General features: G+C 65.4%; 15 protein-coding genes and 1 pseudogene. 9 read left to right on the top strand and 7 right to left on the bottom strand.

Translation table 11 applies throughout. The features are described 5' to 3' along the window. Positions 1 to 855 precede the first annotated feature (855 nt). From CPH93_RS00155 to CPH93_RS00140, 3 genes and pseudogenes are all read left to right on the top strand, one after another. Positions 856 to 2,184, top strand: a complete 1,329-nt coding sequence (locus tag CPH93_RS00155; protein WP_231977108.1) for an aminotransferase class V-fold PLP-dependent enzyme — start codon at positions 856 to 858, stop codon at positions 2,182 to 2,184. A gap of 494 nt (positions 2,185 to 2,678) precedes the next feature. After that, complete coding sequence (locus CPH93_RS00145) at positions 2,679 to 3,245, top strand: nitroreductase family protein (RefSeq protein ID WP_096211515.1); 567 nt, start codon at positions 2,679 to 2,681, stop codon at positions 3,243 to 3,245. Positions 3,246 to 3,325: 80 nt separating this feature from the next. After that, positions 3,326 to 3,949, top strand: a pseudogene (locus tag CPH93_RS00140) (transposase family protein); the annotation flags it as partial. Between the two features lie 270 nt (positions 3,950 to 4,219). Here CPH93_RS00140 and yczR read toward each other — a convergent pair. The 6 genes from yczR to CPH93_RS36520 form a co-directional block, all read right to left on the bottom strand. Beyond that, positions 4,220 to 5,689, bottom strand: a complete 1,470-nt coding sequence (gene yczR / locus CPH93_RS00135; RefSeq protein ID WP_331716969.1) for a MocR-like transcription factor YczR — start codon at positions 5,687 to 5,689, stop codon at positions 4,220 to 4,222. Positions 5,690 to 5,808: 119 nt separating this feature from the next. Beyond that, on the bottom strand, positions 5,809 to 5,997 hold the full coding sequence (locus tag CPH93_RS35625; protein ID WP_159394924.1) for a hypothetical protein: 189 nt from the start codon (positions 5,995 to 5,997) through the stop codon (positions 5,809 to 5,811). Between the two features lie 423 nt (positions 5,998 to 6,420). Then, on the bottom strand, positions 6,421 to 7,248 hold the full coding sequence (locus tag CPH93_RS00125; RefSeq protein WP_197708726.1) for a phosphotransferase: 828 nt from the start codon (positions 7,246 to 7,248) through the stop codon (positions 6,421 to 6,423). Further along, positions 7,220 to 8,134 (bottom strand): aldo/keto reductase, encoded by a 915-nt coding sequence (locus tag CPH93_RS00120; RefSeq protein ID WP_096211514.1) that lies wholly within the window; start codon positions 8,132 to 8,134, stop codon positions 7,220 to 7,222. The genes CPH93_RS00125 and CPH93_RS00120 overlap by 29 nt, the downstream gene beginning before the upstream one ends. Beyond that, positions 8,131 to 8,541: a hypothetical protein gene (locus tag CPH93_RS36525; RefSeq protein WP_231977107.1), complete on the bottom strand. Its 411-nt coding sequence runs from the start codon at positions 8,539 to 8,541 to the stop codon at positions 8,131 to 8,133. The genes CPH93_RS00120 and CPH93_RS36525 overlap by 4 nt, the downstream gene beginning before the upstream one ends. A gap of 168 nt (positions 8,542 to 8,709) precedes the next feature. Next, entirely contained in the window at positions 8,710 to 9,024 is a 315-nt protein-coding gene (locus CPH93_RS36520; protein ID WP_231977106.1) for a cupin domain-containing protein, read from the bottom strand. Positions 9,025 to 9,312: 288 nt separating this feature from the next. On the opposite strand from CPH93_RS36520, the gene CPH93_RS00110 reads away from it, so the two are divergent. Genes CPH93_RS00110 through CPH93_RS00100 form a run of 3 tightly spaced genes read left to right on the top strand, consistent with a single transcriptional unit; the run spans position 9,313 to position 13,057 of the window. Next, positions 9,313 to 10,707: a 3'-5' exonuclease gene (locus tag CPH93_RS00110; RefSeq protein ID WP_096211513.1), complete on the top strand. Its 1,395-nt coding sequence runs from the start codon at positions 9,313 to 9,315 to the stop codon at positions 10,705 to 10,707. After that, positions 10,704 to 11,390, top strand: coding sequence for a DarT ssDNA thymidine ADP-ribosyltransferase family protein (locus tag CPH93_RS00105; protein WP_096211512.1), 687 nt, complete (start codon positions 10,704 to 10,706; stop codon positions 11,388 to 11,390). Before CPH93_RS00110 ends, CPH93_RS00105 begins: the two co-directional genes overlap by 4 nt. 17 nt (positions 11,391 to 11,407) lie before the next feature. Then, positions 11,408 to 13,057, top strand: coding sequence for an ADP-ribosylglycohydrolase family protein (locus CPH93_RS00100; protein ID WP_231977105.1), 1,650 nt, complete (start codon positions 11,408 to 11,410; stop codon positions 13,055 to 13,057). Positions 13,058 to 13,456: 399 nt separating this feature from the next. Here the strand turns inward: CPH93_RS00100 and CPH93_RS37160 are convergent, their stop codons facing one another. After that, positions 13,457 to 13,696 (bottom strand): hypothetical protein, encoded by a 240-nt coding sequence (locus tag CPH93_RS37160; protein ID WP_159394923.1) that lies wholly within the window; start codon positions 13,694 to 13,696, stop codon positions 13,457 to 13,459. A 7-nt stretch (positions 13,697 to 13,703) separates the two neighbouring features. Between CPH93_RS37160 and CPH93_RS00090 the strand changes: the two genes are divergently transcribed. The 3 genes from CPH93_RS00090 (at position 13,704) to CPH93_RS36505 (ending at position 14,843) form a co-directional block, all read left to right on the top strand. Next, on the top strand, positions 13,704 to 13,961 hold the full coding sequence (locus CPH93_RS00090) for a hypothetical protein (protein ID WP_231977104.1): 258 nt from the start codon (positions 13,704 to 13,706) through the stop codon (positions 13,959 to 13,961). A 68-nt stretch (positions 13,962 to 14,029) separates the two neighbouring features. Further along, a complete protein-coding gene (locus CPH93_RS36510) occupies positions 14,030 to 14,488 on the top strand; it encodes a DUF6042 family protein (RefSeq protein ID WP_231977103.1) in 459 nt (152 codons plus the stop codon). Then, positions 14,460 to 14,843 carry a DUF6042 family protein gene (locus tag CPH93_RS36505; RefSeq protein ID WP_231977102.1) on the top strand — a complete coding sequence of 128 codons (384 nt, stop codon included), beginning with the start codon at positions 14,460 to 14,462 and terminating at the stop codon, positions 14,841 to 14,843. The genes CPH93_RS36510 and CPH93_RS36505 overlap by 29 nt, the downstream gene beginning before the upstream one ends. Positions 14,844 to 14,852 lie beyond the last annotated feature (9 nt).

Raw genomic sequence — 14,852 nt, 5'->3', positions numbered from 1 at the left:
CAGCCCCCCTGCCCCGCGCCGCATCGAGAGGGTGGGAGCAGCCGTCTACCCCGACCCGGACCTTCGACTGAGGAAATTCCTCAGTCGAGGCGCGACGGACGGCGCTCACGGTCTTGGATGAAAGCCGGGCGATGCGCGCGATCGCGCGGTCCGGCAGCTCTGGGTCCGAGGCGAGATCCGCCCGGCAGCGGTCTTCCTGTCCTTGAGTGTCAGTGGCAGACCATGGGTGACGTTGGCCGCCACGGAGTGAGTGAAGATCTCGCTGGCCGGCCTGTCGGACCGGAATCACCTTCTCCCCCGGAGCCTGGCGGCCTGGAGCGATGCCCGTCGACCACGCGCTGGATGCCCCAATGCACCAGGACCGGCTCGACATCAGGCTGCGCAAGTACCTCGATATGCACCGGCTCAAACCGTCCTGACGGGGCGAGCCGACAGCTACCAGGGAGCCGACCGGCACCATATGGACACCGGCGCACTCGCCGTCTGTCGTGGCCTCAAGATGCCGAGCTGCGGTCTTTGATAAGTATGCCAACGCCTCCCACCACTCCCCGTACTTTCACGCTACAGCTAGGCGAGAAATGGTTAGCGATCACCGTCGCGACCGTCAAGTCCCACTGCCCATTCATCGCCAGCCTGGAAGTGCCGGCCAGTGATGGCCGATTTGTTCATGACGCCGTAATATTTCGCTTGCTGTGCTTTCGGGAAACATCCTTGATGGTCGCTTTCGGGTAGCGTTTCTTGACAGGTCGCAACGGATTCTGCTATTCAGTGATCCTCACCAAAAACGACTGCGACAGACTACTGCTGTCTTCATCCGGCGACACAAAGGCCACCCAACTTAATGGAGGAGTATTCGTGTCTCTTTCGCGTCGTAAAATTCTGCTCGGCTCCGGTGTCGCGGCATCCTCGCTGGCCTTAGGGCCGCTGGGGAACGCTGCCGCACAAGAGGCTGCGCCCCAACCCTTCGTGCCGCACGACTGGAAATCTGTCCGTGCGCAGTTTCGGCTCAGGCCCGATCTTGCACATCTGTCGAATTTCTTTTTCGCCTCGAACCCGACCCCCGTTCGCGACGCGATCACAAAATATCGGAAGGCGTTCGACGAAAACCCGTACAACTTTCTTGAAGACAACATGTTCCAGCGCGATGAGGACATGATATGGCGTAAAGTGTGCGCCGCCGCTGCCGAATATGTTGGTGGGAAGCCCAACGAGATTGCCCTTACCAGCAGCACCACAATGGGACTTGCCCTCATCTACAACGGCCTGCGCCTGAAGCCAGATCAAGAGGTTCTGACTACCACGCACGAATTTTACCCGCACCATGAATCAATACGTCTAGCCGTCAACAGGTGGGGCGCGAGCATGCGCAAGATCCCACTCTACGAATCATCGCTGAACTTCTCCGCGGACGAGGCCATAGCGCGGATACGTGCCGCCGTGCGCCCCAACACTCGGGTCGTCGGTGTCACCTGGGTACACTCCGGCACAGGCGTGCGGCTACCGATAGCCAAGATCGCGGATGCCATCGCGGACTTGAATCGCAATCGCGGTGAAGCGGATCGCATCCTGCTGGTGGTGGACGGGGTCCATGGTTTTGGCATAGTGGACGAAGACGTCGCGAAGATGGGCTGCGATTTCTTTTCTGCCGGCACACACAAGTGGATCCTCGGACCGCACGGGACCGGTATCGTCTGGGCAAAGGAGAAGAATTGGGCGCTTCTTCAGCCGACGATTCCCAGCATTATGACTAAAGAACCGCAAGATGCCTGGCGGGAAGATCGCCCACCAGTCGGCCCGACCGAAGCATCATGGGTCAGTCCGGGTGGCTTTTTCGCATACGAGCACCAGTGGGCCACTATCGAAGCGTTCCGCTTTCACCGGCAGATTGGGCGCAAACGGGTCCAGGATCGGATTCTCGAGTTGAACAGTCAGATCAAGGAAGGTCTGGCTCGCATGAAGCACGTCACGCTACATACGCCGCTTGACCCTGAACTGTCCGCAGGCTTCGTCTGTTTCGACGTGCGGGGCTACAACCCCAAGGACGTGGTGCAGATCCTCCGCGACAAGCGAGTCATCGCCAGCAGCACGCCGTACGCAGTTCCACATGTGCGCTTTTCGGCCGGAATCGTCAACTTCCCGAAGGATGTCGACATGGCCCTGAAGGTTATCCGTTCGCTGGCTTGACAATTCGCGATCACTCCCGCGGCGCTTGAGGTGCGATAGAGCTTCTCCAGCATGCAGCAGGTGTACGCGTGCCGGTTCACCACCCCGTCCTCGTGGGCGGGGTGGCCGAACACCAGACGCTTCCACGAGCCATTCGCCGCCACTGCATCGATTAGCCAACCAGGAGCCAGCGGTGCGGGGCCGGAATCTCCGGCAGTGCCTCCATCGCTGCCAGGGCTGCGGTGTTCGCGGCATTCGCATTAAAACTGATCACCTTCGGATGCAGCCATCGCCGAACAGCGCAAAGCTCAACGTCGCTGCGAGGAAACAGCGATGCGACGCCCGGCCCGCGCCCTGTCTACCGTCTGGGCACATCCGCACCCGGTACGCCGTGGCCACCAAGGCCGAGCAGCCCTGGCTCGGTACTTTGACCGCTGCTGAGGTCGCCGAGGAGGCGGCCACAACACAGCTAAGCGACGCGGTCGATTGGGCGCCGACGTAGAAGAGGAACATCAATGGATGTCATGACGGCTGTGCTGACCCGCCGCAGCGAACACCATCTAGTCGAACCCGCTCCAAATGATCAGGAGTTCGCATATCTACTGCGTGCAGCTGCCACAGCACCCGATCACGGTAGGCTCCGACCATGGCGATGGGTTCTGGTACGCGAAGAAGGACGCGTCGCCCTGGGGCGCTGCTTCGCTGACGAATGTGTAGGGCCCGAGTCCCGACGGGGACAGATGGAGGCCAAGGCTCAGAGAGCACCACTCCTCGCCACGTTGGTGTTCTCGCCCGTACCGAACGAAACCGGCTGTGGCAGCCCCATCCCCGAGTGGGAACAACTCGCCGCCACCAGTGCAATGGCTGGCTCCTTGATATTGCTGCTGCACGCCCGTGGTTTCGGAAGTATCTGGCGCACAGGTAGATTCACCGAGTCTGAACGGATTCGCCGTGTACTGGGCTTGCATCAGGAGGAACGCCTGCTGGGTTGGCTATACATTGGTACCCCAGAGAGGCTCACGCCGACGAAGCGGCGGGCGACCGAGGATGTCACCGACCGGATTTCGGTCTTCGCCCCCTAACTGATGACCCTGTGAGCCTGTGACAGCCCTTGGCTAAGGGCTGTCCCGTAACTGCTGGTCACGGGTGAGATCATCTTCCTGTGCGCGATGTGATCACGACTTCGGAGCCGTCCTGGATAGCCCCGCTCAGCGGGCTGAGCTCGCGTCAGTTCGGCAAGCTGATCACCGCTCTGCAGAGCGAGGCCGCGGACCCTGTCCGCGAGGGCCGCCCCTGGAGCCTGCCGCTGGAGGAGCGGGTTCTGCTGATCGCCGCGTACTGGCGCGCCAACCTCACCTTGCGACAGCTCGCCCCGCTGTTCGACATCTCGAAGTCGGCCGCCGACCGCATCGTCGACCACCTCGGCCGTCGCTCGCGCTCCAGCCACGCAAGCCGTTCCGTATGGACACCGTACTCATTGTGGACGGCACATTCGTCCCGATCCGCGATCACGCGGTGGCCGAGCAGTCGAAGAACTACCGGTGCTCCACCAACCACCAGGTCGTCATCGACGCCGGCACAAGGCTCGTCGTCGCCGTCGGCCGGCCACTGCCAGGCAACCGCAATCACTGCAAGGCGTGGGAACTGTTCGGCGCCATGGCCACTCGGCAACACCACGTTCATTGCCGACGGCGGCTACCGGGGCACCTGCCTTGCCATCCCGCACAGCGGCGAACGCGGCCAGGTCGAACTCCCGCGCTGGAAGCTGACCATGGGCTCGCCGCATCATGGGCAAGACGTGCCCGACACCATGCGAACGCGTCTAGGACGGAGGCATCTTCGGCCAGATGGTGTTCATTGCGGTGCGCAACAACGTTGTGCCACGGGTAGAAGCCACGTTCCGAGTCCGGGACCTGCAGAGGCGGCCGGTGGCCCAGTCAGATTGGCGGGTCCTCGGTTGGGTGTTGATCTGCTCTCCGCTTGGTTGCACGCCCGATGCGCGACATACCGGGCGCTCAAGGCCTGCATGGCGAGGACGGGAAGGTGCGCATCTGCGTCAGGCAAACCACTGGGGGCTGTCCACCGTGCTACCGAGCGGAGATTCGTCGGCTAGGACAGAGGCAAGGCGCCGCACCGCCTCATCGAGTGTCTCTGCCGGGAGCGTATAGGGAATGCGCAGGCGATGGTCATGGGTGCCCGGGTCGGCGCTGAACCGTGCTCCCCCCTCGATGCGCACGCCCTTGGCGCGGACGCGGTCCGCCAGAGCCGAGGCAATCGGCTTGCCCAGGTCGACCCACAGAGAAAGACCGCCGGGTGGGATGTGTGTACGCCACTGCGGAAGGTGGCAAGCTACGGCATGCAGCAGCGAAGTGCGTTGGGTCCGGACCTGTTCGAGACGGAGCTTCAGGACCGCATCGGTGCGGAGGATCAGTGAGGTGGCCAGCAACTGATCCATGACCGAGCCGGCTATATCCATACTGACCCGCAGCTCCGCGAGCTTGGTGATCAATCGTGGTGTTGCCCGTACCCAGCCGATGCGGAGTCCGCCCCAGTGGCTCTTACTCATGGAGCCTACAGTGATCACGTGATCTTTATCGCCGGTCGCCGCTTGTGCCACGAAGGGCGCCGGCGCGGGTACATCCAAGGCGATATCGGTGAGCGTTTCATCGATTACGAGCCAGGTTCCCGTCCGGCTGGTTGCCTGCAATATTGCGCTGCGTTGCTCGTCAGGCATCAGGCAGCCCACCGGATTGTGGAAGTCAGGGATGAGATACGCCAGGCGCGGCAGTGTTTGGCGGAGCGTAGCTTGCATGATCTCTTCATCCCAGCCGGACTCCGTGACCGGCACAGGAGTAGGACGCAGCCGAGCGTGCCGGATGGCGTCCAGCGCGTTTGGATACGTAGGGTTCTCCACCATTACCCGATCACCAGGTGACGTGAGCAGCCCCAGGGCGAGTGTCAGCCCCTGCTGGGCACCGGAGGTCACCAGGATCTGTTCCTTCAGAGTCGGAAGACCGCGGCGCGTGTAGCGTTCAGCAACAGCGGACCGCAGCCCGGTCAATCCGAACGGGTGATAGCCAGGAGTATGCGCGCGCTGAGTTAACAGTGGGCCGCTATAGGCAAGCGCCTCGGTCAACATGCTCTCGGGGAGTCCAAGAGTTGCTGCCGCCAGGTCGATGCTCTCGTCCGCCGGTGCCAGCGGCTGCTGGGTCACAGCAGGCTGCTTGCCGTCCGGCAGCATCGTCCACGTTCCCGCCCCTCGGCGGCTGCGGGCGTAGCCGCTCTCACGCAGTAGGTCATAGGCCGCTTTGATGGTCGGTCGGCTGACGACCAGCACTGCGGCTAGTTCCCGCTCAGCAGGAAGCCGGACGTGGAGGAGCAGGCGTCCCTCGAGGATCAAGGTACGGATTGACTGAGCGAGATACCGGTAGGCAGGTTTTCTCGCGGAGAGGTCCGGTAATAACGCGGCAAGCCGCTCCGAGCTGATGGACCTGCTCGCAGAGTCGGCCATGGAGGTGTTAAGCACGCCACCTTCCCTCAGTTGGGGCCTAGTCATTCAGACAGCCTAACCACATGGCTGGCCGCTTTTCCTGCGGCTCCCGCATCGTTGTCTGGCAAGTGCACATTCAGCCAAGAGCGGCGATGTCAGTGTGTCATCAGCATCAAGGTAAGCAGTGCTACTGCTAACTGATTTGACATCAGGTGACAGTGCCCGAGAGGTACTGTCAGCGGCAGCACCATGACGACCACCATGCGGGTGCACATGGCCAGGGAAATCTCTTCCTCGGCCATCGGCATGACCCGCGCCGGGCGTTCGTGATGAACAGCGGGCACGGTCTCCGCCTTCGTGCAATCCCTGAGCCACCACCGACAGCGGAGAATGCCTCCACTGGCTGGTCCACCCTGGGCAAGCGGCGGACCAGTGGACCATCATGGTGAACGAATCAAGCGGCGACCGCTGGGAGCACTTCCCCGTCACTTGCACGCAATTCCTGGCATCCGCTCTTACCGGAGACCTGAAGTCCACCATCCTCTCGTCCCGATTCCCCCTGGCCGTCCACGAGTTCCGGCAACTCAAAGCGGTGTAGAGACTTCCCCGGTCGCATGCGAGCCGGTGCCGGAAGGCACCGGCGTCCCCCTCGTTCAAGTATTTGGGCCCAGGCCGGTGGCGTCCAAGGCGCGAAGGCAGGTGCAATGCCTGTCACTCGCCCACGTACGGGCTGTCGATGCCCAAGGACCGCGGGAGGAGCGGGGCTACTACCGCGCGATGGACATGACGAGGGCGCGCAGGGGTTCGGCGAGTTCGGGGTGGTCGCCGCGGGATGCCGACTGGAGCAGGTCGGCTGCGACGACCAGGAGCGCGGTGTGGCCGGCAGGGCTGTCCAGGATCGGGAATTCGGCGCGGATGCGGGCGGCGGTCTGCGGGGCGAGGAGGGAGTAGGCATACAGCAAAGCGGGGTCGTAGCCGACCGGCGCCAGCCCGAACCCTTCGAAGTCAAGCAACGTCGGTCCGCTGGTGGTGAGGTTGGCGAAGTGGCAGTCGCCATGGGCGGTGGCCCAGTCGATATCAACCGGCGGGGGGACGCCTGCGTGTTGGGGGAGTGCGCGGTCGATCCACTGCTGGCGCACCGCGACCCGGTCGGTGGGTGTGGCGGCGATGGTCTCCAGGTCGGTGTGCAGGGATTTCCACCACGTCTCCGGCAGCTCCAGCTCACCGGTCAGTACGGGCTCCGGTGCGCAGGCGGGGGAGTCGATGAACGCGGTGAGCTCGGTGCGGTAGGCGGTGCCGTCGCGTTCGGTGCCGTCGTGGATGCCGTACAGGGCCGGCTTGCGCACCCCAGCGAAGGCGGCCGCCGCGTCCTTGGTGCCCTCCCACAGCTTTCCCTTCGCCTGCTCGGTCGGCGCGGAGATCAGCCGCAGCCAGCAGGCACCGTGGTCGGGATGGTGCGCCTTCTGCCCGAGGGTGCGTCCCTGGTAGCCCCACAGCCGCCGCCCCTCGACGGCGACGCCGAGCGCGGCGCTCGCCTCCTGCTGCGCGGCGAGTGCGCGGTGTTCGTCAGCCGGGGTGGTGGGGGGCGAGTACATCGCACACCTTCCGCAGGGTCCGGGGCGGGATGGCCGCTTGGTCGAGGGCGGCGCGAGCAGCCTCCCAGTGTGCCGGAGTCGACGCCGACAGCAGAACCTTCGTCACCCCTGGGCATGAGGCGGCCGCCAGGAGGCACGCCTGCGCGACGGACAGCCCCGGCCGCAACAACGCGGCAAGATCGTCGGTCGCTGCCCGCACGAGTTCACCGCCGTGCAGGGGGGCGGAGGCGAAGACCTGCCAGCCACGTTCTGCTGCCTCACGGATCGGCCCCCGGCCGTCGAGGGCCAGCTCGAGCGCGTCGGCCTCGATCAGGCTGACCGGCAGCTGCACAGCCCGCAGCTGGTGGTCGGGCGAGCCGGCGGCCTCGGCGGCCAATCGGTCCAGTTCCTCGACGGTAATCAGCCCCTCGGTGAAGCCGGACCAGGTGGCGATCCCGTACGTGCTCAGGTGCCCGGCTGCTGCCGCTTCCTCCAGGACGGCGAAAGCCTCGCGCAGCACGATCGGCAGCACAGCGGGATCGCCGGTGCGCTCGGGGTTGTGCAGGAAGACGGTGTCCAGACAGCTGCGGCCGAGAGCGGCACGGTTGCGCTCCACCTGCCAGCGCACATACCCGGCCGCCAGACTGTGCCCACGCTCGGCAGCCTCAGGGGGCAGGGCGCCGGCGGCCACAGCGGCGGCCGCGCCAGGAGCGGGGAAGCCGACCTTCGTCGACACCCGCAGCCCTGGATGGTCGGCGAGGACGGGAGCGAGCAGGCGGTGGGCACGGCCGGCCAGGTAGTTGGGAGCGGTATCCACCCACGCGGTACCGGGGCAGGCGGCCGCCCGCCGGGCCGCGGCGGCCACCTCCCGCAGCCGGTACGTGCCCAGCGCCAACGACGCGATCACCAAAGGCCTCCCCTCACAGTGGCAGCCTGAGCGTCCACCAGCTCCCCGGCAACCGCAGCGGCGTCAGCGACCGTCAGCTCCGCGGCTGCTGCCAGGTCGGCCAGCGATACCCAGCCCCCGCTCAGCAGGCGTCGTAGCAGCGGTTCGACGGCTGGGGCGAAGTCCATCTCCTGGCCCGCCGCAGCGAAACGGACCACCACAACACCCTCACCCTCGACCGCAGACGTCAGGCGCGCCCGCCCCGTCGTCAGCCGCACACGCACCTCCGGGTCGGCGGGCACACCGTCGAGGTGGGGGAGAGACGGGCGGAGCCGGCCGAGATCCTCAGCGTCCCGGAACGCGACGAACCGCTCCAGCAGCCCAGGCTCCTCCAAGGCGGCCACCAGATGCTCACGCAGCGACTCCATGTAGGCGGCCTGGGCGTGGGGACCTGCGTGCAGGGGCAGGTCGGCACGCACCTGCTCCGTGGTCCGGAGCATTTCGGAGAGCCAGCCGATCAGGTCGGCGCCCGTGTGCGGGGTCAGCCCGCACGTCAGGTGAAGGGAGCGGACGCCTTGGTCGGCGGCGACCGCGTGCTACCAGCCACGCGGCAGATACAACACATCTCCCGGCTCCAGAACCAGGTCGGCTATCGGCTGCTCAGGCGGGGGGTCGGGCTGGGCTGTGTCGCGGTGCATCGGGGCAATCCGGGTCGGCCCGTAAAGCCGCCAGTGCTTGGAGCCCTCGACCTGCACCACGATCACGTCGTGGTCGTCCCAACGAGTGCCGAAGCCCTTGCGGGCACACCAGGAGGCGTAGGCGTTGACCTGGACATGTGTACGCAGCCAGCTCTCCAGGCGCTGGGCGAGGTCGGCGACCGGCTCATGGAGTTCGTCGATCGCATCGATCACCAACGAGGCCCCCTCAGCCAGGCGCTGGTGCAGCTCGCGGCGGTGCAATGCCGTGCTCGACCAGTCGATCGCACAGCCCGACGCTCAGCTGATCCACGCGCGACAGTCAAGTACATGCGAGCTCTTGAAGGCACTGATCATCACCTGCCACCCGAACGAGTGAACGGTGTACCGCTATCCGGAATCGTGCGACAGACTGCCTATCCGATCTTCAACACGCCTGATAGCGCCTACTTCTAACATGGCATCAGGTGCGGAGCAGTGAGTTTCGGGGAGGGGACGCACAGGATGAAGGTGCTCAGGCCAGCACAGCCGACGAGCGAGCAGCTCACGGTGATCAACAATTACAAACCGGGGGTGTTCGTCGTGCGGGGCGCCGCCGGCAGCGGCAAGACCACCACGGCCCTGTACCGGCTGAAGTTCACCGTCGGCTTCTGGCAACGGCGCCGCCGCGATGGCTTCATTGACGGCCCCGTCCGCGTCCTCGTTCTTACCTACAACCGCACACTGCGCGGCTATATCGAGACGCTGACCGAGGAACAGATCACCGGCAACGACGTCCAGCTGACCATCTCGACCTTCGCTAAGTGGGCCACCGACCGTGTGAACTACGAGCGGATCCTCCAAGAGCACGAGCGCAATCGGAAGCTCGACGCTCTGACGGCGTCCCTGCCCCTGCCCGATGACTTCGTGCATGGCGAAGTGGACTACGTCCTAGGCCGCTTCATGCCGGACCACCTGTCCGAATACATAGAGTGCGAACGTCAGGGTCGTGGCCGATCCCCGCGGATGCCGGCGCCCCTCCGCCGTCGGCTTCTGGAGGAGGTGATCATTCCCTTCCAGGAGTGGAAGAAGGAGCAGCAGGCCTGGGACTGGTCCGACCTGGCGAACGCAATGGCCGCCAAGCGCGCCGACGACCCGTACCACGTCGTGGTCGTAGACGAGGCCCAGGACTTCTCTGCCAACCAGGTCCGAGCCGTCCTCAACCACGTCACCGACGAGCACACACTCACCTTCGTCCTCGACGCTGCCCAGCGCATCTACCCGCAACGCTTCACCTGGGCCGAAGCCGGACTGAGCGTCGGGCCGCACAACAGCAAGCTGCTGTCGAAGAACTTCCGCAACACTCGGCAGATCGCCGCCTTCGCCGCCCCGCTGCTCACCGACGTGGAAAAGACGGACGACGCCGCAATCCCCGACCTCTCCTCCTGCCAGGAGGAGGGCGACAAGCCGTTGCTGGTCCAGGGCACCTTCACCCAGCAGATGGACCACGTCGTGCAGTTCCTTAACGATCTCGGATCCGACAACGACGAGTCCGTTGCCATCCTCCACGCCAAGGGCTGGTTCAGTGAGGTCAAGAAGCGGCTGAACGCTGCTGGCCTGGCCTATGTCGAACTGACCCGTAACGCCGAGTGGCCGACAGGGCCAGTAAACGTGGCGCTGTCGACCATGCACTCCGCCAAGGGCCTGGAGTTCGACCACGTGATCATCGTCGGCCTCAACAGCGAGGTCATGCCTCACGCCACCGAGCCCGGAGACAGCGAACGAGACGCCCACCTACGCTTGTTGGCCATGTCCGCCGGACGCGCTCGCCAGACGCTGACCATCACCTACAAGCCGTCCGACGCCAGCGACCTCATCGCCTGCATGGACCCGGACACCTACGAGGTGAAGTCCGTATGACAACGACAGAGCCCCGCCCGGCCATACCGGACGGCGAAGGACACGCTGACGGAATCAACGCGCTCATCCAGGAGCGAAAGATCACCGAAGTGGTGCACTTCACCACCAATCGAGGGCTTCTGGGGATCCTCGTGCAGCGGCTGTGCAAGGCCCGGGCACTCCTTGCTAAGGACGAGTACCTTGAGAGCATCTACCACGAGAACAGTAAGTTCCGCCGTGAGGCCCCCAAGTACTGGTCGTATGTCAACCTCAGCATCAGCGAGCCCAACCACAGCTTCTTACGGACCAGCAGCGACAAATGGTGGGCGAACGAAGACCTCTTCTGGGCGGTCCTCAGCTTCGATCCCGTTCTCATGACGCACCCAGGTGTGCTGTTCTCCCCGAGCAACATGGGATATGACGGCATCACACCCGTGGAGGGAAAGCACGGAGCCGAGGCGCTCTTCGCCGACCGCGTCCCCTACGGCTTCGGCAAGTCCACGCCGTTCCGGGGCAACCGCGAGCCCCACCTCCCCACCAATCCCCAGGCCGAAGTCCTCTACCCTAAGGCCCTCTCCACCCGGCACTTACAGCGCATCTACGTCCTCACCGACGAGGACGCAGCCAAGGCTGAGGCCATCGTCAGTGTCAGCGGACATGATGAGGTCGACATCGTCGTCGACACGATCACGTTCGGCAGGTAAGGAATACGGTGAGTGCCATGCAATGGGAGGCAGTACGCGGCTCAGCCCAATGGGCGGCCTACGGAGACGCACTTGGCTTCATCACCGAACTCACCCACGCCGCCGGCGTGCGGCGACGAACGGGAGACGACGAAGTCACCACTACCGTCCCATGGAAACGACGCATCGGCGGACGCTACGGGCCCGACATGCTGCTACCAGCAGGCGCCTATTCCGACGACACCCAGCTGCGCCTTGCCACCTCCCGCGCCATTCGGGGAGACGGCGAATTCGACGCCGAAGCCTTCGCGAAGATCGAAGTCGTAGCATGGCAGGCATACGCCCTCGGCGCCGGCCGCGGCACAAAAGCGGCAGCCACCGGCCTGATGCGGGTGGAGGCCAAGTGGTCGCAGAACATCTTCGCCACCAAAGCCGCCCGCTACGTCGACATCGGCGGCAACGGCGCCGCCATGCGCATCCAGCCCCACGTCTGGTCAGCCCGCGACCTCACCAACTGGGAAGCCCTCACCCGCGACGTGGTGCGCAACGCCGTCAGCACCCACGGCCACCTCCGAGGCATCCTGGGCGCTGTCCTACACGCCGTCCTGCTGGCTCATGCTCTGGACACGAACGAGGTCCCAGGGCCCAAGCAATGGCGCCCCGCCGTCGACTGGCTCGACCAAGTACCAGACATCATCGCCAAAGACGACGAACTCGCCTACCTCTGGCTACCCGCATGGACCGATGCTGCAGGCACTGACTTCCGCTCAACCGTCGCCACCGTCGCCAACGAATGCCGCACGGCACTCGAAGCCTTCGACCCGATCTCACGCCTGACAACGGAAACCTACAAAGCCCTGGTAGAGCGACTGGGCGGCTTCAACGACGACACTCGAGGATCAGGCACCGTCACCACCCTCCTCGCCGCGATGCTGGCACACGCCTGCGCCGACTCTCCAGAAGCCGCGCTCATCCTCGCGGCCAACACCCTTGGCTCGGACACCGACACCATCGCCACCATGGCAGGCGCACTACTAGGCGCCGTCACCGCAGGACCTCCACCCGGCACTGTGCAAGATGCCCAGGTAATCGATGCCGAAGCACGTCGCATGTGGGACATCTCCCAAGGACGCGAAGCCACCACGTTCGCCTACCCTGACCTGCTGCGCTGGAGCCCCCCCAAGGCCACGCTCGACCTTGTAGGCCGCACCCCGACAGGGCCCGCCCTGGCTGGCCTGGGCGCCCTTACGCCCACAGCCACGCCAACGGCAGGCAACCAGGCCACATACGTTTGGAGCACACTGCCGTTCGGCCAAAGCGTCTTGGTTCGCGCTAGGGCTGATCTCAGGCCCCTGGACGAGCACCTGCTGCCACGACACATGCAACTACGTAACCGACGGGCTGGAGACGCTCCCAGAGACCAGCAAGCCCTCTTCGAGCCTCCTGCCACCGCCAGGCAGCCTCTTCCCCCTCACGGCCCCCCGCCCGGAATCGTGAACGAGCGGCCGACCAGGCACGCACCACCACCCATTGAGGAAATCGTTCAGGACCTCGCCAAGCAGGGCTTCACTCCAGAAGAGGTAGGCCGCGCACTGCTCCACCAAATCCGAGGCGGCCGATACAGCGTGGAGCGAGCCGCTGCATTCGCTGGCCTGCTGGCTCGCGCCTACCACCAAAGCGAGCAATAGCGCTCGCCCCGGAGCGGGCGTGGTACGGCCGAAGGCAGCCATCGGAGATCTTCTTCACGCAGAACGGTGCCGGGGTCGGACCTCAGGGCAAATTCAGGAGGGGCCCGTGAAGGATAGCGTCCAACGACCCCGCAGCTCGCGAGCACATCGGCGTGGGTGAGCCGCTGCTACACCCCCGATGCGCCACCGCCGCGACGGCACACCCCTCACGGCTGGTTGAACGCGATGCTGTTCAATCGGGCGAGGGCATCGATCCTGATCGTGCGGTAACCCGTGGAGACGACTCCCGCCTCGTTGTGGGTTGGCGGCGGCCTTGGCAGTGTCGGCCAGGGCGGGCAGCAGGACGGCGGGCGCGGTCACCGCGGCCCGAGTGGGGTGGGAGGCGGCGCGGGCCTCGCGTCAGTCGCCACCGGACAGTCGCGCTTCCTCTCGCATCCACATCGCCCGCCGGTGGCCGGCCAGCGCCGCCACAAGCTCGGTCACGCCGTCCACCGCGTCCCGGCGGTGCGCCGCGGCTTCGGCGGCGGCGCGCTCGGCTCGCTGCCCGCGCTGCTGAAAGCAGGCGGACACCGCCGCCCCGGCCTCTCCGGCGGCGCCGGACCGGAGCAGGGGGAACGTCGTCGCGAATCTGCTGTACACCAGAACCATGCAGACCGACGAAGCATTCTGCGTGCGATGTGGGAGCGCAGACACTCGAGTTACCCGCCTCGATCAGGACAGTGCGGACGGCGACTGCCTGCGCTGCGACCAGCCCTTCCATGCCACCCCGTGCCACAACTGCGGCGGCTTCCGCATCGATGGCTCCTTCGGCGTCCCCGGCGCCCGATTTGAGAACCTCCCCAAGACCGTGAAGTGCTGGGACTGCGGCCACCGCAACCCGCTGCGCGACCCCGGTCCGGAATAGGAACGCTCTCCGCATCACAGTGCGTACGCTGCGAGCGTTCGGCCACCTTTCGAGGAAGAGTTCACCGGATGACTGACAACCCGTCCGTGCCCGGACCGCGCCGGGACATGGCGATGCACAACGACTGGTGGGCATCGGGCTGGGACCATGTCCTACCCCGCCAGGGCTTCCCGCTGACGATGCTGATCGGGACCGCGAGTCAGCCTGATTTCACCGGCTCCCTGGACGACCTCTTGCAGGAGATCTTCCAAGGACACTGGGACATGATCGGCGGCGACCTCGACGGCGCCCTCACCTTCTCGTGGCCCGATGAGGAATGGGACTACACCGAGGCGCCGGAGGGACGCGAAGCATGCGAGGCGAATCGCTGGGAGACGTTCGGCGCCATGCTCACAGCCGCCGGCTTCCCGGTGCCCACGACCGTGCGGGACCTGTCCGAGCTCTACCTGACGTGGGGCCTGGCGCGCCGCGAGGAGACACCACGGCACCCGATGGTCCATGCCCGCCGCGCTGCCGCTGCCTGGTGACCTGCTGCCTCTGGGCGCCGACCTCACCAAACGACTCGACCAGATCCGCTGGACGATGAAGACCGGCCCGCTCGTCAACGGGCTCATCAAGTACCTGGTCGATGATCTGGGCGAGCCGCAGGAGGTACTCACCTCCCTGGACCGCCTGGCGGCTGCCACCGGCCGCGATGCCGACGATGTCCGCATCGCCCTCGCGGAACTCGTCGAGGCCGGTGACGCCCAGGTGCATCGAGGACAGGACCAGGCCGACGCGGAACGGCTGGAGACGCATCAGCGCTTCCGCCTGGTCATGAACTGGGATCACTTCCACGAGACCCGGATGCGGCTGAGCGCAGGGCCGACGCCGAGCGACTGAGACAGTCCT

This window comes from Streptomyces sp. 2323.1 (genome assembly GCF_900221035.1).
Taxonomy (GTDB): Bacteria; Actinomycetota; Actinomycetes; order Streptomycetales; family Streptomycetaceae; genus Streptomyces; species Streptomyces sioyaensis.
Note: the sequence above shows the minus strand (reverse complement) of the source record. Positions and strands in the feature narration are given on the sequence as shown.